At 74.0% G+C, this 20,493-nt stretch carries 23 protein-coding genes; 17 read left to right on the top strand and 6 right to left on the bottom strand.

Translation table 11 applies throughout. The features are described from left to right. Window positions 1-142 precede the first annotated feature (142 nt). Genes ABT127_RS00930 through ABT127_RS00920 form a run of 3 tightly spaced genes read left to right on the top strand, consistent with a single transcriptional unit; the run spans window position 143 to window position 2,686 of the window. Window positions 143-1,123, top strand: a complete 981-nt coding sequence (locus ABT127_RS00930) for an ABC transporter ATP-binding protein (RefSeq protein WP_351444044.1) — start codon at window positions 143-145, stop codon at window positions 1,121-1,123. Then, the gene (locus ABT127_RS00925) at window positions 1,120-1,953 is read left to right on the top strand and encodes an ABC transporter permease (protein ID WP_351443712.1); all 834 of its coding nucleotides are present in this window, start codon (window positions 1,120-1,122) and stop codon (window positions 1,951-1,953) included. The genes ABT127_RS00930 and ABT127_RS00925 overlap by 4 nt, the downstream gene beginning before the upstream one ends. Before the next feature lie 34 nt (window positions 1,954-1,987). Beyond that, window positions 1,988-2,686, top strand: coding sequence for a DUF2567 domain-containing protein (locus ABT127_RS00920; protein WP_351443711.1), 699 nt, complete (start codon window positions 1,988-1,990; stop codon window positions 2,684-2,686). Between the two features lie 69 nt (window positions 2,687-2,755). On the opposite strand, the gene ABT127_RS39290 is transcribed toward ABT127_RS00920, so the two are convergent. The 5 genes from ABT127_RS39290 to ABT127_RS00900 all read right to left on the bottom strand — a co-directional run bounded on the left by ABT127_RS39290 (window position 2,756) and on the right by ABT127_RS00900 (window position 6,912). Further along, window positions 2,756-2,830, bottom strand: a complete 75-nt coding sequence (locus tag ABT127_RS39290) for a 50S ribosomal protein bL37 (protein WP_494400581.1) — start codon at window positions 2,828-2,830, stop codon at window positions 2,756-2,758. A gap of 41 nt (window positions 2,831-2,871) precedes the next feature. Further along, window positions 2,872-3,375 carry a Cys-tRNA(Pro) deacylase gene (ybaK, locus tag ABT127_RS00915; protein ID WP_351443710.1) on the bottom strand — a complete coding sequence of 168 codons (504 nt, stop codon included), beginning with the start codon at window positions 3,373-3,375 and terminating at the stop codon, window positions 2,872-2,874. A gap of 18 nt (window positions 3,376-3,393) precedes the next feature. Next, complete coding sequence (locus ABT127_RS00910) at window positions 3,394-4,188, bottom strand: LON peptidase substrate-binding domain-containing protein (protein WP_351443709.1); 795 nt, start codon at window positions 4,186-4,188, stop codon at window positions 3,394-3,396. Between the two features lie 5 nt (window positions 4,189-4,193). Then, complete coding sequence (locus ABT127_RS00905; RefSeq protein ID WP_351443708.1) at window positions 4,194-5,204, bottom strand: hypothetical protein; 1,011 nt, start codon at window positions 5,202-5,204, stop codon at window positions 4,194-4,196. A 196-nt stretch (window positions 5,205-5,400) separates the two neighbouring features. Further along, window positions 5,401-6,912, bottom strand: a complete 1,512-nt coding sequence (locus ABT127_RS00900; RefSeq protein WP_351444043.1) for an oxidoreductase — start codon at window positions 6,910-6,912, stop codon at window positions 5,401-5,403. Between the two features lie 272 nt (window positions 6,913-7,184). Between ABT127_RS00900 and hisD the strand changes: the two genes are divergently transcribed. The 13 genes from hisD (at window position 7,185) to ABT127_RS00835 (ending at window position 19,436) form a co-directional block, all read left to right on the top strand. Beyond that, window positions 7,185-8,510: a histidinol dehydrogenase gene (gene hisD, locus ABT127_RS00895; protein ID WP_351443707.1), complete on the top strand. Its 1,326-nt coding sequence runs from the start codon at window positions 7,185-7,187 to the stop codon at window positions 8,508-8,510. Continuing rightward, window positions 8,507-9,607: a histidinol-phosphate transaminase gene (locus tag ABT127_RS00890; protein WP_351443706.1), complete on the top strand. Its 1,101-nt coding sequence runs from the start codon at window positions 8,507-8,509 to the stop codon at window positions 9,605-9,607. Before hisD ends, ABT127_RS00890 begins: the two co-directional genes overlap by 4 nt. Further along, entirely contained in the window at window positions 9,604-10,197 is a 594-nt protein-coding gene (gene hisB, locus ABT127_RS00885) for an imidazoleglycerol-phosphate dehydratase HisB (protein ID WP_351443705.1), read from the top strand. Before ABT127_RS00890 ends, hisB begins: the two co-directional genes overlap by 4 nt. A gap of 2 nt (window positions 10,198-10,199) precedes the next feature. Then, complete coding sequence (locus ABT127_RS00880) at window positions 10,200-10,364, top strand: CG2302 family histidine operon protein (RefSeq protein WP_181512474.1); 165 nt, start codon at window positions 10,200-10,202, stop codon at window positions 10,362-10,364. Between the two features lie 5 nt (window positions 10,365-10,369). Further along, window positions 10,370-11,008 (top strand): imidazole glycerol phosphate synthase subunit HisH, encoded by a 639-nt coding sequence (hisH, locus tag ABT127_RS00875; RefSeq protein ID WP_351443703.1) that lies wholly within the window; start codon window positions 10,370-10,372, stop codon window positions 11,006-11,008. Between the two features lie 3 nt (window positions 11,009-11,011). Next, the gene (gene priA / locus ABT127_RS00870) at window positions 11,012-11,752 is read left to right on the top strand and encodes a bifunctional 1-(5-phosphoribosyl)-5-((5-phosphoribosylamino)methylideneamino)imidazole-4-carboxamide isomerase/phosphoribosylanthranilate isomerase PriA (protein ID WP_351443702.1); all 741 of its coding nucleotides are present in this window, start codon (window positions 11,012-11,014) and stop codon (window positions 11,750-11,752) included. Further along, window positions 11,749-12,156, top strand: coding sequence for a RidA family protein (locus tag ABT127_RS00865; protein WP_351443701.1), 408 nt, complete (start codon window positions 11,749-11,751; stop codon window positions 12,154-12,156). Before priA ends, ABT127_RS00865 begins: the two co-directional genes overlap by 4 nt. After that, entirely contained in the window at window positions 12,153-12,908 is a 756-nt protein-coding gene (gene hisF, locus ABT127_RS00860; RefSeq protein WP_351443700.1) for an imidazole glycerol phosphate synthase subunit HisF, read from the top strand. The genes ABT127_RS00865 and hisF overlap by 4 nt, the downstream gene beginning before the upstream one ends. Window positions 12,909-13,138: 230 nt before the next feature. Next, window positions 13,139-14,023: a bis(hydroxyethyl) terephthalate hydrolase gene (bdeA, locus tag ABT127_RS00855; RefSeq protein WP_502971604.1), complete on the top strand. Its 885-nt coding sequence runs from the start codon at window positions 13,139-13,141 to the stop codon at window positions 14,021-14,023. Window positions 14,024-14,135: 112 nt separating this feature from the next. Continuing rightward, window positions 14,136-16,085, top strand: coding sequence for a LuxR C-terminal-related transcriptional regulator (locus ABT127_RS00850; protein ID WP_351444041.1), 1,950 nt, complete (start codon window positions 14,136-14,138; stop codon window positions 16,083-16,085). A gap of 163 nt (window positions 16,086-16,248) precedes the next feature. Continuing rightward, on the top strand, window positions 16,249-17,466 hold the full coding sequence (locus tag ABT127_RS00845; RefSeq protein ID WP_351443699.1) for a PucR family transcriptional regulator: 1,218 nt from the start codon (window positions 16,249-16,251) through the stop codon (window positions 17,464-17,466). Between the two features lie 75 nt (window positions 17,467-17,541). Further along, on the top strand, window positions 17,542-18,120 hold the full coding sequence (locus tag ABT127_RS00840; protein ID WP_351443698.1) for a helix-turn-helix domain-containing protein: 579 nt from the start codon (window positions 17,542-17,544) through the stop codon (window positions 18,118-18,120). 5 nt (window positions 18,121-18,125) lie between these two features. Next, window positions 18,126-19,436, top strand: a complete 1,311-nt coding sequence (locus tag ABT127_RS00835; RefSeq protein WP_351443697.1) for an MFS transporter — start codon at window positions 18,126-18,128, stop codon at window positions 19,434-19,436. On the opposite strand, the gene ABT127_RS00830 is transcribed toward ABT127_RS00835, so the two are convergent. After that, a complete protein-coding gene (locus ABT127_RS00830) occupies window positions 19,408-20,043 on the bottom strand; it encodes a TIGR03085 family metal-binding protein (RefSeq protein WP_351443696.1) in 636 nt (211 codons plus the stop codon). The genes ABT127_RS00835 and ABT127_RS00830 overlap by 29 nt on opposite strands. Before the next feature lie 83 nt (window positions 20,044-20,126). On the opposite strand from ABT127_RS00830, the gene hisI reads away from it, so the two are divergent. Further along, complete coding sequence (gene hisI, locus ABT127_RS00825) at window positions 20,127-20,492, top strand: phosphoribosyl-AMP cyclohydrolase (protein ID WP_351443695.1); 366 nt, start codon at window positions 20,127-20,129, stop codon at window positions 20,490-20,492. Window position 20,493 lies beyond the last annotated feature (1 nt).

Raw genomic sequence — 20,493 nt, 5'->3', positions numbered from 1 at the left:
GCTGGTCGCGCAGTTCCTCGCGCCCCTTTGGGGCGCTATTTGTCCTACCCGGGCGCAAAGCAGGCGCTCTTACCCCGTACTCTCGTTCCTCGTGAGTACGCGCACCGGTGAGCCCGCCCTGGAGCATGACAGGGGTGCCGTCGTGTGCTCGGTGCGCGGGCTGCGGAAGACGTATCCGCCCTCGCGCGGGCGGCGCGGAGCCCCCGGGACGCCCGCGGTGCGGGCCACCGACGAGGTCCGGCTCGACATCGCGCGCGGCGAGATCTTCGGCCTGCTCGGGCCGAACGGCGCCGGGAAGTCCACCCTCGTACGCCAGCTGACCGGGCTCATGCGGCCGGACGCCGGGAGCGTCGAGATCCTGGGGCACGACATCGTGCGCCACCCGGAGCGGGCCTCGCGGATCCTCGCCTACCTCGGGCAGGAGTCGACCGCCCTCGACGAGCTCACCGTCTCCCTCGCCGCCGAGACCACCGGACGGCTGCGCGGGCTCAGCCTCAAGGACGCACGGGCCGCGCGCGACGACGTCCTCGACGAACTGGGCATCACTTCGATCGCCGGGCGCCCGCTGAAGAAGCTGTCCGGCGGGCAGCGGCGGCTCGCCTGCTTCGCCGCCGTCCTGGTCGGCGAGCGGCCGCTGCTCGTGCTCGACGAGCCGACCACCGGCATGGACCCCGTCGCCCGGCGGGCCGTCTGGGCCGCCGTGGACCGCAGACGCGCCGAGCGCGGCACCACCGTCCTGCTCGTCACCCACAACGTCATCGAGGCCGAGACCGTCCTCGACCGGGTCGCCGTGATGGACCAGGGCCGCGTCATCGCCTGCGACACCCCGGCCGGGCTCAAGGAGCGCGTCGCCGGCGAGGTGCGGGTCGAGCTGGTGTGGCGCCAGGAGGCGCCGACGGAGCTGGCCGAGGTCGCACGGCTGCGCGAGCACGCCGTCGAGTCCGGACGGCGCTGGTCGCTGCGGCTCGCCCCCGACGAGGCCCGCCGCGCCGTCGCCGCCGTCACCGGCGGCCCGGCCTTCGACTTCCTCGACGACTTCACGCTCGCCACCCCGAGCCTGGAAGACGTGTACCTGGCGCTCGGCGGGAGCCGCAGCGGCGTGAAGGGCCTGGTGAAGGCATGAGTGTCGTATCCGCCGACGCGGTGCGGGCCGTGGACCGGGCCGTGCCCGCCGATCCGGGCGCCGGCCGAGGCGAGGAGGGGCTCGCGCCGCGGGCCCGGTTCCTGCCGTCGCTCGCCGCCGTCTACCGCGCCCAGCTGTCCCGGGCCCGGGTGGCCCGGATCCCGCTGCTCTTCGTGGCGACCTTCCAGTCCATCGGCATCATGATCCTGATGCGGGGCGTCGTCGACCAGGGCGGCCGCGAGGCGCAGGCCGTCGTCGCCGGGTCCGCCGTGCTGGTCGTGGCGTTCGTCGCGCTGAACCTGCTGGCCCAGTACTTCGGGCAGCTGCGCGCGGCCGGCGGACTCGACCACTACGCGACGCTGCCGGTGCCGCCCGCCTCCGTGGTCCTGGGCGCGGCGGGCGCGTACGCGTCGTTCACCGTGCCGGGCACCGTGGTCACCGCGGTCGTCGGCTGCGCCATGTTCGATCTGCCGCTCGCCCATCTGTGGGTGCTCGCCGCCGTGATCCCGCTCGCCGGGGCCGCCCTCGCCGGGCTCGGCGCCGCGCTCGGCCTGCTCGCGCCGCGCCCTGAACTGGCCACACTGCTCGGCCAGTTGGGCATGTCCGCGGCGCTGCTCCTCGGTGTCCTGCCGGCGGACCGGATGCCGGAAGTCGTGCGGTACGCCCGCGATCTGCTGCCGTCGACGTACGGCGTCGAGGCCTTCGCCCGCACCTTCGGCGACCGGCCCGACTGGCCCGTCGTCCTGCTCGACCTGGGCGTCTGTGCCGCCGTCGGCGTCGCCTCGCTGGCCGTGGCGACCTGGGCGTACCGCCGGGCGGCCGTCCGGTGACGCGCCCGGCAGACACGCCTGGCACGATGGCAGGGTGACCGCACCGCTGACACCGCCGCCGCATCAACCCCCGGACGACAACGGGCACGGCAACCCGTGGCAGGCCCCGGACCCGATGGCCGGGCATCTGCCGCCGCCGGCGCCCTCCGCGGCCCGCGAGGACGGGCCCGGACTGAAGGCCGAGCTGCGCGAGGCCGTCGTCGTGTTCGTCGGTGTCGCCCTGTTCGGACTCCTGCTCGGTGTGCTCTGGCTGTGGCTCGCGCCGCGCGTCCCGCTCGTCTCCGACAGCACGGCCGTCTACCTCAAGGACACCGAGGGGGAGCAGGCCATCGGGATCGACGGCACGTTCGCGCTGCTCGGGCTCGCGTTCGGCGCCGTGACCGCCCTGCTCGTCTTCCTGTGGCGGCGGCGCGGCGGCATCGGGATCGTCGTCGCGCTCGCGCTGGGCGCGCTGCTCGGCGGGGTCGTCGCCTGGCGGTTCGGGATCTGGCTCGGACCGACGCGGGACGTCGCCGCCCACGCCAAGGAGCTCGGCAAGGGCGTCGTGTTCGACGCGCCCCTCGAACTGAAGGCCAAGGGCGCGCTGCTCGCGTGGCCACTGGCCGCGATGGTCGTCCACCTCGCGCTCACCGGCCTGTTCGGGCCCCGCGACCCCGACCCGTACGCGGCCTACTACGCGCCGCACGGCACGGAGGGGACGCCGGGACCGCAGGTCCAGGGCCCCTCCGCGTAAGAACCTCGTGCCCGGCCGGGGACGCCGTACGACGACGGCGTCCCCGGCCGGTCGTGCGCGCACCGAACGTCAGGCGGGCCGGCGCCCGTGATTGGCCTTGCGCTTCTTGATCCGCCACTTGCGCTTGCGCGTCCTCTTCGACATGTCCTTGGTGCTTAGCCGAAGCGGAGCGGTCCGTCGAGGGGTCACGCACGCCCGACGGGCGCGAGCACCGCGCCGGTGAGCTCCGCCAGATCGGCGGCCGCCAGCTCGACCTCCAGGCCACGACGGCCGGCCGAGACGCAGATGGTCGGGTGCTCCGCCGCCGACGCGTCGATGACCGTCGGCAGCCTCTTGCGCTGCCCGAGCGGGGAGATGCCGCCGCGGACGTAGCCGGTGGTGCGTTCGGCGAGCGCCGGGTCGGCCATCGCGGCCCGCTTGCCGCCGACCGCCGCGGCGAGCGCCTTCAGGTCGAGCTGGCCCGCCACCGGGACGACGGCGACCGTGAGCCGCCCGTCGACGTCCGCGACGAGCGTCTTGAAGACCCGCTCGGGGGAGACGCCCATCGCCTCGGCCGCCTCCTCGCCGTAACTGGGGTGGGCCGGGTCGTGCTCGTAGGAGTGGACCGTGAAGGCGGTGCCCGCGGCCGTCAGCGCGAACGTCGCCGGAGTACCGCCGGACTGCTGCTGCTTCTTGGACTTCTTCGCCAACGTGCCGTGTCCTTCAGATCAGTTGAGGCTGGTCGCCTGTCTGGTGAGGTCCGTCGCGGGCAGCGACGGCAGATGCCGGATGATCGCCGTCTCGGCGCGCAGCAGCCGCAGCTCCTCGCGCAGCCGGGACGCCACGTCACCGGCCTCCAGGAGGCGCTGCCGCGTCGGTACGTCGAGCACCGCGGCCGCGGCGACCAGGTACGACACCACCGACGGCTCGTCCGGCAGCTCCGCGCCCGTGGTCAGGGACCGCTCGCGGGCCCCCGCGAGCCGCTTCTGGTACGAGCGGAACGCGCGCAGCACGCCCTCGGCCAGGGCGCCCGCCTCGTCGCCGTCGTCGTCGGGCAGCACCTCCACCTCCGCGGTGAGGTACGGGCCCGAGGCGTCCACCGAGTGCAGCTCGACGCGCTGGGTGCCGGTGGCCAGCACCTCGAAGCTGCCGTCGGCGCGCTCGCGGATCGTCGCCGCGTCGGCGATGCAGCCGACGGAGTGGAAGGAGGTGATCGGGTCGTCGCCGAAGCCCGCCGCCGGGCCGGCGCCGGCCTCCTTCGTGGTCAGGTCGTCCGGCATCCCGGCGGCGCTCGGCGCGACCTCGTGGCCGTCGCGGATCGCCACGACCACGAAGTTGCGCGGCTCGTCGGAGACGGCCGGGTCGGCCTCGGGGTCGTCGGGGTCGGCGGGCCCGGAAGGGGAGTCCTTCAGCAGGTCGCGCATCAGGGCGCGATAGCGCTCCTCGAAGATGTTCAGCGGGAGCACGAGCCCGGGGAACAGCACCGAGTTGAGCGGGAAGAGCGGAAGCCGGACGGTGGTCACGACGGTCAAGAGTAATGGTCGTCGGAGGTCCGCGGTCCGCCGAGCAGCGGGAGCGCCGCCGCGACCTCGAGACGGACGCCGTCGCGCAGGTGCAGGAACTCGCCCAGCGGGTCGTCGGAGAGCCGGTCCCAGGGGAACGAGGTCGCGTACGGGCCGATGAGACGCAGCTGGTCCAGGGCGTCCTGCCAGCGTTCGAGGTGGATCAGGACGCAGGCCAGCAGATTGCGCACCTCGGCGGGCCAGGGGTCCGCCGTGTCGTACGTGGCCGAGAGCCCGACGGCGAGATCGGCCGCCGCGTCCAGGCGGGCCCGCGGGATGCCCTGCGGGGACTGCGCGGTGAGGTAGGCGAAGGCGGCGCGGGCCGGGAGGGCCTGGAGCAGCGAGCCGGGCAGCGCGTCCTCGGCGGCGCGCTCCGCGAAGTCGAAGCACTCGGCGTGCGAGCCGTACCAGGCGGCCGACAGGTACTGCAGGGCCGCGACGTGGCAGCCGTAGTGGTGCGTGGAGCGGCGCACCGCCTGGGCCCACAGCTCCTCGAAGACGGTGTGCGGGGCGTTCGCGCCGCGGGCGTGGTCCAGGGCGAGGCGCCAGGGGACCGGGTCGCCGCGCTCGGCGTCCGCCGCGGCCAGGATCAGCGGGGTGACGTCGCGGAGCAGTTCGGCGCGGGCCGGTGAGCCGAAGGCGCGGGCGACGGCGACCTCCGCCTTGACCAGGAGCAGGTCGGGGTCGTGCGGGGCGGCCGACTGCCAGGCGGCGAGCCATTCCGGGCGGGACGCGGCGAAGGCGGCGAGGCGCTGGACGTAGCGGTCGCGGTTCTCCCACTCCGCGGCCTCGCGCGTGTGGGCGAGGAGTTTCGCGGCCGGGCCGTGGTCGGTGTGGCCCGCGGCGGCCAGGGCCGTGGCGAGACGGTCGTCCGGGGCGTCGAGGAGGATGTCGTCGTCCGGGGGGAGGCCTTCGGCCAGGGACGCGGTGTGGCGGATCATGCGGGCTGTGCGGATGAGGGCGCGGAGCAGGGGCATGTCCGCGTCCTCCTTTGCGGGCCGGCTGTTGGTTGCCCTGAGATGACGGGCTCCGAGGGGTGTTGGTTGCCTGTGGACCGGTAACGGTTTGGGGCGGGGCGAGGGTGCTCCGGACGGGTGTACGGGCGTGCAGGGGTGCGGCTGTGGGGTCGCCGGGCGGGGGCCGGGGTGCGGGTCTCCTGGGCTCCCGGAGGAGCTAGTTTCGGCGGAGGAGGCGGGTGGCGCCCGCTGCGACTGTGGTCGCCAGGATCCAGCCGAGCATGATCAGGATCGCCGCCAGCCACTGCCAGCCGCCGCGCAGCTGCCAGCTGCCCGCCTGGCCCAGGTCGATCACCGGGAGCAGCAGGTCGAGCGCGAAGAGGGCCGGGTCCCAGTTCGGCCCCTCGCCCTTGTGCAGCGGCGGATGGTCGGCACGGCTGAAGGCGACCGCGCTGACCGCCCACAGCACGGCCATCCAGACGGCGGCCCGGCCCGGCCGGTACCCGTAGGCGACCGTCCAGTCCTGTATGTAGCCCCACACCTTGGCCGCCACCGGCAGCGTCTCGCGGCGGCGGCGCTGCTTGGCGAGCAGCACCTCGCGGGCGTCGGCGTCCTCCCCGCTGTTGCGCAGGATGGTGGCGAGCTGCTCGTACGGCTCGGGCCGGTACTCGGGGGTGGCGTCGGAGAGCCAGCCGAGCCGGCGGTGCAGCGGGAAGGAGCCGATCGGGATCAGGTTCTCGTACGTGAAGCCGTTGACCCGGAACTGCCCCGCGACCGGCCAGCTCGTCGCCTTGTCGACCAGATTGACGATCCTCGCGCCGTTCAGCACGATGAGCCCGCGCTCCGGCCCCTCCGCGGTGAAGCGCAGCTCCGGCGTCTGGACCCGGCGCAGCGACACCTCCTGGTCGTTGCGCATCGTGAAGCGGGCCGCCTCCAGGTCGACGGCGTCGCCGAAGCGCCCGTCGTCGAGGCGCAGGCCGCCCACGCACTCGAACCGCTGCACCCGGGTGCCCTGGGCCGGGGTGCCGTTGGACAGGAGCGAATTGTTGACCCCCGCGGGGGTCAGATAGAGGGTGCGCTCGACCGTGAGCTGCGGGGCGTTCAGCGCGCGCCGCCCCTGCGTGTTGCTCAGCCGGCTGCCGCGCAGGGACAGCGAGACGCCCACCGTCGCGCCGCGCAGGCTCAGCTCGCCGTGCGTCTCCAGCATCTCGGCCTGGAGGTCCTGGCCGACCGACATCCCGTCCGCGGCGATCGCCTTGCCGGTCCGGTCGCGGAACGCCACCGCCTGGTTGAGCAGCAGGTCCGTGCCGATGTGCGCGTCGGTGAGCCGGACGCCGGTGTGGAACCGGGAGCGGGGCAGATGCAGATCGCCCTCTGTGTGCACCCGGGCGGCCTCGAGCCGCGGCACCGAGCAGTTCACCAGCCGGAGCGTCGTGAAGTGCGCCTCGGGAAGGAGCACCTCCTTCTCGAAGCGGCAGTCCTTCAGCTCCACGTACGGCTCGATGGTGCCGCCCGCGAGATCGAGCGTGTCCGTGATCTGCAGGCCCTGGAGCTTCAGCGACGACACCCGGCCGTCCAGGGCCGGCGGTCCGTCGAGCAGCAGCCACGCCACGATCCGCGCGCGCACGCTGCGGTTCTGCCCCCAGGGGTGACCGCCGTGCGGGTCGTCGACGTCCCTGCCGCCCGTCCGCAGGTCGTAGACGCTCCCATTGCGGAACGCCTGCCACATCCCGACCTCCGCTGCGGTCAGCCCGTCCGGCACGTCGCCACTGCCGCCGCCGGTCGTCGTCCCGTCGACCACGCCTGTCCTGCCTCCCCGTACGCCCCGTCGGCAACTGCTGTCCGCGGGGTTGTGTACGACCGGTCATGCCCGTTGGGTGACAGCTTGAACGCCAGGGGTGAAGGTCATCCTCCGGTCCCGGAACAACGGCCGAAACCGCACGTGTATCAGTCACTGATACGGGCCACCGGCGGCAAAGGCGCGTCTGAGAGAATTGGTACGTGATCTCTCGAATCGATCTGCGCGGCGCCGCCCTCCCCGAGGGCCAGGCCCTGCGCTCGCTGCTGCCCCGAGCCGACTTCGACGTCTCGGCCGCCCTGGAGAAGGTGCGACCGATCTGCGAGGACGTGCATCATCGCGGCGACGCGGCGCTGATCGAGTACGGGGAGAAGTTCGACGGAGTGACCCTCGAGTCGGTGCGGGTGCCGGCCGAAGCGCTGGCCAAGGCGCTCGCCGACCTCGACCCGGCCGTCCGCGCGGCCCTGGAGGAGTCCATCCGGCGGGCCCGCATCGTCCACCGCGAGCAGCGCCGTACCGGCCACACCACCCAGGTCGTGCCCGGTGGCTCGGTCACCGAGAAGTGGGTGCCGGTCGAGCGCGTCGGCCTGTACGCGCCCGGCGGCCGGTCCGTCTACCCGTCGTCCGTGATCATGAACGCCGTGCCGGCGCAGGAGGCCGGGGTCGAGTCGATCGCGCTCGCCTCCCCGCCGCAGAAGGAGTTCGGCGGCCTGCCGCACCCGACGATCCTGGCGGCCTGCGCGCTGCTCGGCGTCGACGAGGTGTACGCGGCGGGCGGCGCCACCGCCGTCGCGATGTTCGCGTACGGCACCGAGTCCTGCCCGCCCGCGAACATGGTGACCGGCCCGGGCAACATCTGGGTCGCCGCCGCCAAGCGCTACTTCACCGGCCGGATCGGCATCGACGCCGAGGCGGGCCCGACCGAGATCGCGGTCCTCGCCGACGCCACCGCCGACCCGGCGCACGTCGCCTCCGACCTGATCAGCCAGGCCGAGCACGACCCGCTGGCCGCCGCCGTCCTCGTCACGGACAGCGAGGAGCTGGCCGCCGCCGTCGAGCGCGAGCTGGAACCGCAGGTCGCCGCGACCAAGCACGTCGAGGACCGGATCCTGCCCGCGCTCAAGGGCGAGCAGTCCGCGATCGTCCTCGTGGACTCGCTCGACGACGGCCTCAAGGTCGTCGACGCGTACGGCGCCGAGCACCTGGAGATCCAGACCGCCGACGCCGCCGCCGTGGCCCAGCGCGTCCGGAACGCGGGCGCGGTCTTCGTCGGCCCCTGGGCGCCGGTCTCCCTCGGGGACTACGCGGCGGGCTCGAACCACGTCCTGCCGACCGGCGGCTGCGCCTGCCACTCCTCCGGCCTGTCCGTCCAGTCCTTCCTGCGCGGCATCCACATCGTCGACTACACGAAGGACGCCCTCGCCGAGGTCGCCCACACCGTGGTGACGCTGGCCGAGGCCGAGGACCTGCCCGCGCACGGCGCCGCCGTGAAGGCCCGCTTCGGATGGAAGGTGCCGACGGACAAGTGACGCACATCGACGACCTTCCCGTACGCGACGAACTGCGCGGCAAGTCCCCCTACGGCGCGCCCCAGCTCGACGTCGCCGTCCGGCTGAACACGAACGAGAACCCGTACCCGCTGCCCGAGCCGCTCGTGGCGCGCATCGCCGAGCGGGTGGCCGACGCGGCCCGGACCCTCAACCGCTACCCGGACCGCGACGCGGTCGAGCTGCGCACGGAGCTGGCCCGGTACCTCACGCGCACCACCGGCCACGAGGTCACCTTCGAGCAGGTGTGGGCGGCCAACGGGTCGAACGAGGTGCTCCAGCAGCTCCTCCAGGCGTTCGGCGGCCCCGGCCGCACCGCGCTCGGCTTCGAGCCCTCGTACTCGATGCACCCGCTGCTCGCCCGCGGCACCAACACCGACTGGGTCAGCGCCCCGCGCAACGACGACTTCTCGCTGGACGTGCCCGGCGCCGTCGAGGCGATCCGTACCCACCGCCCCAGCGTCGTCTTCATCACCAGCCCCAACAACCCCACCGGAAACGCCGTGGCCCGCGAGGACGTCCTCGCGCTGTACGAGGCGGCGGGCCGCGACGCGGTGGTGATCGTCGACGAGGCGTACACCGAGTTCAGCCACGGCAGCTCGCTGCTCGACCTGATCGAGGGCCGCCCGAACCTCATCGTCTCGCGCACCATGTCCAAGGCGTTCGGCGCCGCGGGCCTGCGTCTCGGCTACCTCGCCGCCGACCCGGCCGTGGTCGACGCGGTCCAGCTGGTGCGCCTGCCCTACCACCTGTCGGCCGTCAACCAGGCGACGACGCTCGCCGCCCTGGAGTACACCGACACCCTGCTCCAGTACGTGGAGCAGCTGAAGGCCGAGCGCGACCGGGTGGTCGCGGAGCTGACCGGACTCGGCTTCGACGTCACCGTCGCCGACGCCAACTTCATCCAGTTCGGTGTCTTCGACGACCCGCACGCCGTCTGGCAGTTCATCCTCGACCGCGGCGTCCTGATCCGTGACAACGGAGTGCCGGGACGGCTGCGCATGTCGGTCGGCACCCCCGAAGAGAACGACGCGTTCCTGGACGCGGCCCGTGAAGTGAAGAAGGAGTTCGGCGCATGAGCCGCGTAGGACGCGTAGAACGTACGACCAAGGAGACCTCGGTCCTCGTCGAGATCGACCTCGACGGCAGCGGCAAGGTCGACGTGTCGACCGGAGTCGGCTTCTACGACCACATGCTCGACCAGCTCGGCCGCCACGGCCTCTTCGACCTCACGGTCAAGACCGAGGGCGACCTGCACATCGACTCGCACCACACCATCGAGGACACCGCCCTCGCCCTCGGCGCCGCCTTCAAGCAGGCCCTCGGCGACAAGGTCGGCATCTACCGCTTCGGCAACTGCACCGTCCCGCTGGACGAGTCGCTCGCCCAGGTCACCGTCGACCTCTCCGGCCGCCCCTACCTCGTGCACACCGAGCCCGAGAAGATGGCGCCGATGATCGGCGAGTACGACACGACGATGACCCGGCACATCCTGGAGTCGTTCGTCGCGCAGGCGCAGATCGCCCTGCACGTCCACGTCCCGTACGGGCGCAACGCGCACCACATCGTGGAGTGCCAGTTCAAGGCCCTCGCCCGCGCGCTGCGCTACGCCTCCGAGCGCGACCCGCGCGCGGCCGGCATCCTCCCGTCGACGAAGGGCGCGCTCTAGCCATGAACGGCCTCGCGACCGTCCTCATCCTCGTCGGCCTCTTCCTCGTCGGCGGCATCATCTCGTTCACCAAGCAGGGCATGGGCAAGAGCCTCATCACGCTGCTGTCGATCAGCGCCGGCCTGTGCCTCGTGGCAGGCGTGCTGCGGCTCGACTACTGGAACTGACGGCCATGACAGAGAAAAAAGTTGTCGTCTTCGACTACGGCTTCGGGAACGTGCGCTCCGCCGAGCGCGCCCTCGCCCGCGCGGGCGCCGACGTCGAGATCACCCGCGACTACGACAGGGCGATGAACGCCGACGGCCTCCTCGTCCCCGGCGTGGGCGCCTTCGCCGCCTGCATGAACGGGCTGAAGGAGGCGCGCGGCGACTGGATCGTCGGGCGCCGGCTGTCCGGCGGGCGGCCCGTGATGGGCATCTGCGTCGGCATGCAGATCCTGTTCGCGCGCGGCATCGAGCACGGCGTCGAGGCCGAGGGCCTCGACGAATGGCCCGGCGTCGTCGAACCCCTGAAGGCCGACGTCGTCCCGCACATGGGCTGGAACACCGTCGACGTCCCCGAGGACAGTGAGCTGTTCGCGGGTGTCGGCAGCGACGAGCGCTTCTACTTCGTGCACAGTTACGCCGTCCAGCACTGGGACATGGAGGTCAAGAACCCCCATATCCGTGCCCCCAAGGTCACCTGGTCGACCCATGGCGAGCCCTTCGTGGCCGCCGTCGAGAACGGCGCGCTCTGGGCGACGCAGTTCCACCCCGAGAAGTCCGGCGACGCCGGAGCCCAGCTGCTGAAGAACTGGATCGGAAACCTCTAAGCCATGGCCTCTGCTCTCAACCACGCGCTCGAACTCCTCCCCGCGGTCGACGTCCGTGACGGCCAGGCGGTCCGCCTCGTCCATGGCGAGTCCGGCTCCGAGACCTCCTACGGCTCCCCGCTGGAGGCCGCCCTCGCCTGGCAGACCTCCGGCGCCGAGTGGCTGCACCTGGTCGACCTCGACGCCGCGTTCGGCACCGGCGACAACCGCGCGCTGATCCGCGAGGTCACCGCGGCGATGGACATCAAGGTCGAGCTGTCCGGCGGCATCCGCGACGACGACACGCTCGCCGCCGCGCTCGCCACCGGCTGCACCCGCGTCAACCTCGGCACCGCCGCCCTGGAGACCCCCGAGTGGGTCGCCAAGGTCATCGCCGAGCACGGCGACAAGATCGCCGTCGGCCTCGACGTGCGCGGCACGACGCTGCGCGGCCGCGGCTGGACCCGCGACGGCGGCGACCTCTACGAGACCCTGGAGCGCCTCAACTCCGAGGGCTGCGCGCGCTACGTCGTCACCGACATCGCCAAGGACGGCACGCTCCAGGGCCCGAACCTGGAACTGCTGAAGAACGTGTGCGCGGCCACGGACCGCCCGGTCGTCGCGTCGGGCGGCGTCTCGTCCCTGGACGACCTGCGCGCCATCGCCGAGCTCGTGCCGCTGGGCGTCGAGGGCTCCATCGTCGGCAAGGCGCTGTACGCCAAGGCGTTCACGCTGGAGGAAGCGCTGGAGGCGGTCTCCGTATGAGCGGCGCCGTCCGCCGGACCCAGTCCGGGGCCCCCTGGGAGGAGGCCTTCGGGTACGCCCGTGCCGTCGAACTCCCCAACGGTCTCGTGCTGGTCTCCGGCTGCACCTCCGTCGTCAACGGCGTGATCGCCGAGGGTGGCCCGTACGAGCAGACCAAGAACGCCTTCAACGTGGCGATCGAGGCGCTGCGCGAGCTGGGCCTCGGCCCCGACGACGTCGTGCGCACGCGGATGTACCTCACGCACGCGCGGGACGTGGACGAGGTCGGCCGGGCCCACAAGGAGCTGTTCGACAGCGTCCGCCCCGCCGCGTCGATGCTGATCATCTCCGGCTTCGTCGACCCGTCGCTGGTCGTGGAGGTCGAGGTCGAGGCGTTCCGCCCGCAGGCAGGAGAAGCACAGTGAGCCTCGCGGTACGTGTCATCCCGTGTCTCGACGTGGACAACGGGCGGGTCGTCAAGGGCGTCAACTTCCAGAACCTGCGCGACGCGGGCGACCCCGTCGAGATGGCGAAGGTGTACGACGCCGAGGGCGCCGACGAGCTGACCTTCCTGGACATCACCGCCTCGTCCGGCAACCGGGAGACCACCTACGACGTGGTGCGGCGCACCGCCGAGCAGGTCTTCATCCCGCTCACCGTGGGCGGCGGCGTGCGCACCGCCGAGGACGTGGACCGGCTGCTGCGTGCCGGGGCCGACAAGGTGGGCGTCAACACGGCCGCCATCGCCCGGCCCGAGCTGATCCGCGAGATCGCCGAGCGGTTCGGGCGGCAGGTGCTGGTCCTCTCCGTGGACGCGCGGCGCACCGAGTCCGGGTCCTTCGAGGTGACGACCCACGGCGGGCGGCGGTCCGCCGGGATCGACGCCGTGGAGTGGGCGCACCAGGCCGCCGAGCTGGGGGCCGGGGAGATCCTGCTCAACTCGATGGACGCCGACGGCACCAAGGACGGGTACGACCTGGAGATGATCTCGGCCGTCCGCAAGCACGTGTCCGTGCCGGTGATCGCGTCGGGCGGCGCCGGGCGCCTCGATCATTTCGCTCCGGCCGTCGAGGCCGGGGCCGATGCCGTGCTCGCGGCGTCCGTCTTCCATTTCGGGGACCTGCGCATCGGAGAGGTGAAGTCCTCGCTGCGCGAGGCCGGGTGTCCGGTGCGCTGACGGTTCCGTCGTGGCTGGTCGCGCAGTTCCCCGCGCCCCTGAAGGCATGCGCTGCGCGCGTCTCAGGGGTCCGATGGGAACTGCGCGACCAGCCCCGCCGGGCCCGCACCTGGTGGACGACCGGTGATTTCGCCGATGCGGAGTGAGGCGTTCCCAGGGGAATTTGGTGCCGTCCATGACAGTGGCGGCGCCTCGGGACGACGGTGCCGCCTCCCCGAGAGGACCACGTCGTGCACAAGCTCCGAAACCGCCTCATCCGTACGAGCCTGGCCGCACTGCTCGCGCTCGGCGGCCTCGCCACATCCCAGGCCGTGACCGCCCAGGCCGCGGACAACCCCTACGAACGCGGCCCCGCCCCGACCCCGTCGAGCATCGAGGCCTCCCGCGGCAGCTACGCGGTCTCCCAGACCACCGTGTCCGCCCTGAGCGTCAGCGGCTTCGGCGGCGGCACCGTCTACTACCCGACGTCGACGGCCGACGGCACCTTCGGCGCCGTCGCGATCTCCCCCGGCTACACCGCGTACCAGTCGTCGATCGCCTGGCTCGGCCCGCGCCTGGCCTCGCAGGGCTTCGTCGTGTTCACCATCGACACCAACACCACGCTCGACCAGCCCGACAGCCGCGGCCGCCAACTCCTCGCCGCACTGGACTACTTGACCCAGTCGAGCGCGGTCCGCGGCCGGATCGACAGCACCCGGCTCGGCGTCATGGGCCACTCCATGGGCGGCGGCGGCACGCTGGAGGCCGCCAAGAGCCGCCCCTCGCTGCAGGCGGCCATCCCGCTGACCGGCTGGAACACCGACAAGACCTGGCCCGAGATCCAGACCCCCACGCTCGTGGTGGGCGCGGACGGGGACACGGTCGCGCCGGTCGCCACGCACTCCGAGCCGTTCTACACCAGCCTGCCGGGCTCGCTCGACAAGGCGTACCTGGAGCTGCGGGGCGCCACCCACTTCACCCCGAACTCCTCCAACACCACGATCGCCAAGTACTCCCTCTCGTGGCTCAAGCGCTTCGTCGACAACGACACCCGGTACGAGCAGTTCCTCTGCCCGCTGCCGAGCGCGAGCTCCACGATCGCGGAGTACCGGGGCAACTGCCCGCACACGTCCTGATGTTCCGCGCGTGCTGTGCGGGGACACAGTGTCCCCAGGTGCCGGTTGGGTCCGGGCCCAACCGGCACCCCGCACGGCACGGTTCCCGCCTAGCGTGGTCCGGGTGACCGGCATGAGCGTGCTGTTGCTGACCGCCGCCGCGTACGAGGCCGACCCGGAGGGCCCCGGCGCCGACGCGGGGCTCGTGCTGCGGGCCGCGGCCGCCGCCGGGCTCGGGGCCGCCGCCCTCGACGCCGCCGGGCGCGCGGGCCTGACCCGCGACGCCGGACGGCTGCGGCTGCCGGACCCGCGCGCCCGGTACGCGGCGGAGCCACCCGACCGCCGCAGGGCCGCACACCGCCTGCTGGCCGCGGCCGCCACGGGGGAGCGGCAGCGGCCGGCAGGCCTGCTGCACCGGGCGCTCGCGACGCCGTACCCGGACGAGCGGCTCGGCGCCGAACTCGCCGCCGCGGCGGCGGAGCCCGGCCCGCCCGCGGGGGAGCGGGCCAGGGCGCTCGCCGTCGCCGCCGGACTCGCGGCGGACCCGGCGGTGCGGGCGGCCCGGCTGGTCGCGGCGGCCGACCGCTACCGGCGCGCGGGCCGCCCGGCGCGGGCCCGCGAACTCCTCGACCGGGCCGCCGAGTCGGCGGCCCCCGGCCCGGTGCGCGGGCAGGCCGCGCTGGTCCACGGGCTGCTCGCGCTGCGCGACGGACCCGTGGCCGACGCCCGCGAGTCCCTGCTGCTGGCCGCGGGACAGAGCGCCCCGGGACCGGCCCTCGACGCCCGGCTCGCGGCGGCGGAGGCCGCCTGGGCGCTCGGCGACGCCGAGGGGTACCGGGAGGTCGTCGGCGTCCAGGGGATCCCGCCGGGACCCGGCGCCGTCCTCGACTACCGCCTCGGCATGTCCGCCTCGCTCGGCGAGCGGTTCCTGGCCGGCCGGGCCGCCCTGGCCCGCGTCGTCGAACAGGCCGCGCGCGGACCGGAGGGCGAGCCGGACGCGCTGCTGCGCGCCGGGGCCGCCGCCCTCGTCGCCGGACAGGTCGACGCCGCCTGCCGGATCGGCAGCAGGGCCCTGGCGGCCGCCCGCGCCCAGGACGCGGCGCCCGAGGTGCCCCGCGCCCTGGAACTGCTCGCGTACGGTGAACTGCGCTCGGGGCGGCACGCCCGCGCCCGGGCCCACGCCGAGGAGGGGCTGCGCACCGCCCGCGCCGGCGGGCAGCGCAACCTCGTGGCCGGCCAGCACGCCGTCCTCGCCCTGGTCGCCTCCCTGGACAGCGACGCGGACACCGTCGCCCGGCACGCCGCGGCCGCCCAGCACATCGCCGACCGGCACGGCCTGGTCCAGGCTGCGACGCTCGCCCAGTGGGCGCTCGCCCGGGCCGACCTGGCGCGCGGCCGGGCCGCCGAGGCGACGGCCCGGCTCGGCCCGCTGACCGGCCCCGGGCCGCGCGGCGGCCACTTCGCGGTGCGGATGCTCGCCGTGCCCTGCCTCGTGGAGGCGGCGGCATCGGCGGGCGACCCCGGCGGGGCGCGCGAGGCAGTCGCGGAGTTCGCCGTGTGGACCGAGCGCGGCTACGACCCGCAGGCCCCGGCCCAGCTCGCCCGCTGCCTGGCCCTCCTCGACCCCTGCGACGACCGCTTCGGCGAGGCCCTGGCCCGCCACGACCGCGTCGGCGGCGACTTCGAGCGGGCCCGGACCGCCGCCCTGTACGGCAAGTGGCTGCGCCGCACCCGCAGACCGGCCCGCGCCCGGGTGCTGCTGCGCGACGCCCTGGTCGCCTTCGAGCGGTGCGGCGCGGCGGTCTGGGCCGCGCAGACGGCGGCCGAACTGCGGGCCACCGGCGAGGCCCCCGGCTACGTCCGGCCCTGCGCCGACCTGGCCGAACTGACCCCGCAGCAACTGCGCATCGCGCACTGCGTCGCCGAGGGCGACACCAACCGCGAGGTCGCCCGCCGGCTCTCGGTGAGCCCGCGCACCGTGGACCACCACCTGCGCAACGTCTTCGCCCAGCTGGGCGTCCGCTCCCGCGTCGAACTGGCCCGGCTCGTGCACCGCGCGGAACGGCCCGCCACCGCATCCTGACCGGCCCCGCCGCCTCCCGACTACGGACGTCACGTCCCGCGCGCCACATCCCCGTACCGCATCGTTTCCTTCCGGGGGCTGGAGACCGACTGGACGGTATGCCATTCTGCGGGCCCGGGGCGGAGCGGCCGCGCCCCGGCGCGAGCCGAACCGTGGAGGACCGATGCCCGCGCACCTCGTACGCCCCAAGCCCGTCACCACGCCCGCCGCGGTGGGAGTGCTGCGCCGCGCGGCACTCCCGCTGCTGGGCCGGCTCCCCGCGCTCACCGACCGGCTGGTGGCGGAGCTGGGGGAGCGGGAACCGGCCTACCGGGCCGCGATCGAGGCCGACCCCGCCGAGGTGCGCCAGGAGGTGCAGCGCTCGCTGCGGCACAGTGTCGACTCGCTCCTCGACCCGGCCCGGTCCCGCCCTGCCGCCCGCGCCTGCTCGGCCCGGATCGGCGCCGAACGCGCCGCGGGCGGCCTGCCGCTGGACGCCGTCCTGCACGCCTTCCGGCTCGGCGGCGCCCTGATCTGGCAGGCCCTCGTCGACGAGGTCACGGCCCAGCGGCCCGAGGACGCCCACCTCCTGGTCCATCTCGCCGCCGACGTACGGGGCTTCGTCGACGAGCACTGCGCGTGCGTGGCCGACGCCTACCGGCAGGCCGAGCACGAACTGACCTGGCGGCGCGACAACCGGCGCCGCCTGATGACCGCCGCCCTCCTCGACGGCGCCACCCGCATCGCCGATCTGCCGCTGGCCGCCGCCGAGCTGGGCCTGTCCGAGCGGGGGCGGTACGCGGTCGTGCTCGTCGCGGGCGGACCGGGCGGACCCGGCGCGCCGCCCGTGCCGCCCGGCGAACCGCGGGCCGTGTGGCACCCGGGCCCCGACGGGCTGCGCGGCATCGTCCCCCTCGCGGACCGGACCAGCGCCGCACTGGCCGCCGCCTGCCGCGCGACGACGGACCGCGTCCCGGGGCTGCGGATCGGGGTCAGCCCCGCCGTCGACGGCCTCGCCGCGGTCGGCGCCGCCCGGCGGCTCGCCGAGACCGCCCTGCGCATCTGCCCCGCGGCCGGCGGCACCGTGCTCCTGGACGACGAACTGCCCGCCGCCCTCGTCGCCGCCGCTCCCGGCCTCGGCCGGCTCCTCGCCGACCGGGTGCTCGGCCCGCTGCTCGCCCTGCCGCCCACCGACCGCGACCTGCTGCTCGACACCCTGACCGTCTGGCTGGACTGCGACGGCTCCGCGCAGCGGGCCGCCGCCCGCCTCTACTGCCACCGCAACACCGTGCTCAACCGGCTGCGCCGCTGCGAGCAGCTGACCGGGCGCAGCCTGACCCGCCCGGCCGACCTCGTGGAACTCGGGCTCGCCCTGAGCGCGTACCGGCTCCGCCGGCCCTGAGCCGCGCGGAATGTGCGAAGGACCTGTTGCGCAATTTTTATTGCGCAACATTTCTTTCGTATCTAGGGTCGTGGCATGACGGAGCAACGCCGCATCGCGGATCTCGCCACTCTCAAAGCCTTCGGCCACCCCCTGCGCATGCGGCTCTACGGAGCCCTGAAGATGCGCGGCACCGCCACCGCGTCGCAGCTCGCCGACGACCTCGACGACGGCACGGCCGTCTCCCTGGTCAGCTACCACCTGCGCAAGCTCGCCGAGCACGGGCTGATCGAGGAGGCCGGGCGCAGCGAGGGCGGCGACGCGCGGGAGCGCTGGTGGCAGGCCGCCCAGGAGTCGCTGCGCATCGACAGCAAGGACTTCCGGGACACCCCGGAGGGCGCCGCCGCCCACACCGCCCTGTCCCACGTCATCTACGACCAGCGCCGCGACCACTACCTGCGCTTCCTCGAACAGCGCGCCGGCTGGAGCGCCGAGTGGCAGGACGCGCACGACAGCTCCGACTTCATGGCCCGGCTCACCCCGGACGAACTCAAGCAGCTCACCGCCGAGTTGCACGCGGTCGTCGCCCGGTACGAGAAGCAGGGCCGGACCGCGGACCCCGAGGGCCGCGAGACGGTCGGCGTCCACCTGTACGCGTTCCCGATGAGAGGCTGACCGCGATGGTCCTCGACCCGCTCACCGCCCGGCGCCGCTACAGCGCGGTGTCGTTCCTGTTCTGGCTGCCCATCGGCCTCTGCGTCCCCGTGCAGGTGCTGCTGCTGACCGAACGCGGCGTGTCCCTGTCGGCCGTCGCGGCCCTCTTCGCCGTGCACTCCCTGACGGCCGCCGCCCTCGAACTGCCCACCGGGGGACTCTCCGACGTCCTCGGCCGCCGCGCCGTCCTCGCCGCGTCCGGCGTGCTCACCGCCGCCGCCCTCGCCCTGACCGCGCTCGGCACCACCGTCTGGGTCCTCGCCCTGGCCATGGCGCTCAAGGGCGCCGCCCGCGCCCTCAACAGCGGCCCCGCCGAAGCCTGGTACGTCGACACCGTGCACGCCCACGAGGGCCCCGACGCCGAACTGCGCCCCGGCCTCGCCCGCGGCGGCGCCGCCGCTGCCGTCGCGCTCGCCCTCGGCACCCTGTGCGGCGGCCTCGGCCCCTGGCTGCTCGACCGCGACGGCCGCCTCGAAGCGGCCACCGGCCTGCCGGCGCTCGCCGTCCCGCTGCTGCTCGGCGCCCTCATCAGCGCCCTCTACGTCGGCTACGTCCTGGTCGCCCTGCCCGAACCCCCGCGACCGCCCGCGACCCTGCGCGGGGTCCTCGCCGGAATCCCCGGCGCCATCACCTCCGGCGTCCGCCACACCGCACGGGACACCCTGGTGCGCCGCGTCGTGCTGACGGCCGCCGCCGTCGGCAGCGCGCTCGGCGTCGTCGAACTGCTCACCCCCGGCCGCGCCGCCGACCTCACCGGCAGCGCCGACGGCGGCGCCGTGCTGTACGCGGTGCTCGCCTGCGCCGGATTCTGCGGCACCGCGCTCGGCAACCGCCTCGCCCCGCTCGCCGCCCGCCTCGCCCGCAGCGGCGAACGGGCCGTGCTCCTCGGGGAGTTCACCGCCGTCCTCGGCGTCGCCCTGCTCTGCGCCACCGCGGCGACCGGCCTCGTCGTCCCGGCCGCGTTCGGCTATCTCCTGGTCTACGTGGGCATCGGCGCGGCGAGCCCCAGCGCCAACGAGTTCCTGCACCGCCGCACGGACAGCTCCGGACGCGCCACGGCCCTGTCCGTGCAGTCCCTCGCCCTGCAACTCGCCGGAGCCTGCGGCAGCATGGTGGCGAGCGCCCTGCCCGCCGGGGTGGCGGCCTGGCTGCCCGGACTGCTCGGCCTGACGGCGGGCGCACTGCTGTGGACCCGCCGTGCGCCGACCGCAACTCCCTCGTCAGACCAAGCAGTTGAACGGAAGGCGGCTACAGTCCCAGCGCCTTCGCCTCGGTGAGCCGGTCCACCGCCGCCTTGTCGCCCTCCAGCTCCACGTCCGCCGCGTCCTGCCGGCCGAACGCGAACATCAGCAGCTCGGCCGGCTCGCCGGTGACCGTGACCACGGGAGTGCCCTTGTGAGCCACCGCGGTCTGCCCGTCGGGCCGCCGCAGCACGAGCCCGACCGGCGCCTTGCGGCCCATCATCCGGGCCATCCGCTCAAGCCGGGACCACAGCGCCTCGGAGAAGACCGGGTCCAGCTCACGCGGCGACCAGTCGGGCTGCGCCCGGCGCACGTCCTCGGAGTGCACATAGAACTCCACCGCGTTCGACGCCTCGTCGACCTGCTTCAGGGAGAAGGGCGAGAAACGCGGCGGACCGGTCCTGATCAGCTGGATCAGCTCTTCGTAGGGCTTCTCCGCGAACTCCGCCTGGACCCGGTCCAGGCGCGCCGCGAGCTGTTTGAGGAGGATTCCGCCCGCCGCGTCGGGGCGCCGCTCGCGCACCACCACATGGGCCGCGAGATCACGGGCGGTCCAGCCCTCGCACAGGGTGGGCGCCTCAGGGCCCGCCGCCTCCAGCAGGTCCGCGAGAAGAAGCCGTTCACGCTTGGCATGGGTCGACATGGCCGCCAGCCTACGACCGGCCCCGCCGTCCGGACAGTGGACGCCGACAGAACCCGCACAAGTGGCGCGGCACAATGACACGTATGACCAGCACGCCCCACCCCAGCGACCTCGACCCCGCCATCGCCGCCCGCCTCAAGCGCAGCGCCGACGGCCTGGTCCCCGCCATCGCCCAGCAGTACGACACCGGCGAGGTGCTGATGCTCGGCTGGATGGACGACGAGGCGCTGCACCGCACCCTCACCACGGGCCGCTGCACCTACTGGTCGCGCAGCCGCCAGGAGTACTGGGTCAAGGGAGACACCTCCGGCCACTTCCAGCACGTGAAGTCCGTCGCCCTCGACTGCGACGCCGACACCGTGCTCGTCAAGGTCGACCAGGTCGGCGCCGCCTGCCACACCGGTGCCCGGACCTGCTTCGACGCCGACGTCCTCCCCGTCACCCAGTAAG

The sequence above is a fragment of the Streptomyces sp. NPDC001904 genome (genome assembly GCF_040297005.1).
In the GTDB taxonomy this organism is placed as follows: Bacteria; Actinomycetota; Actinomycetes; order Streptomycetales; family Streptomycetaceae; genus Streptomyces.
This window is presented reverse-complemented; position numbering and strand designations above follow the sequence as displayed.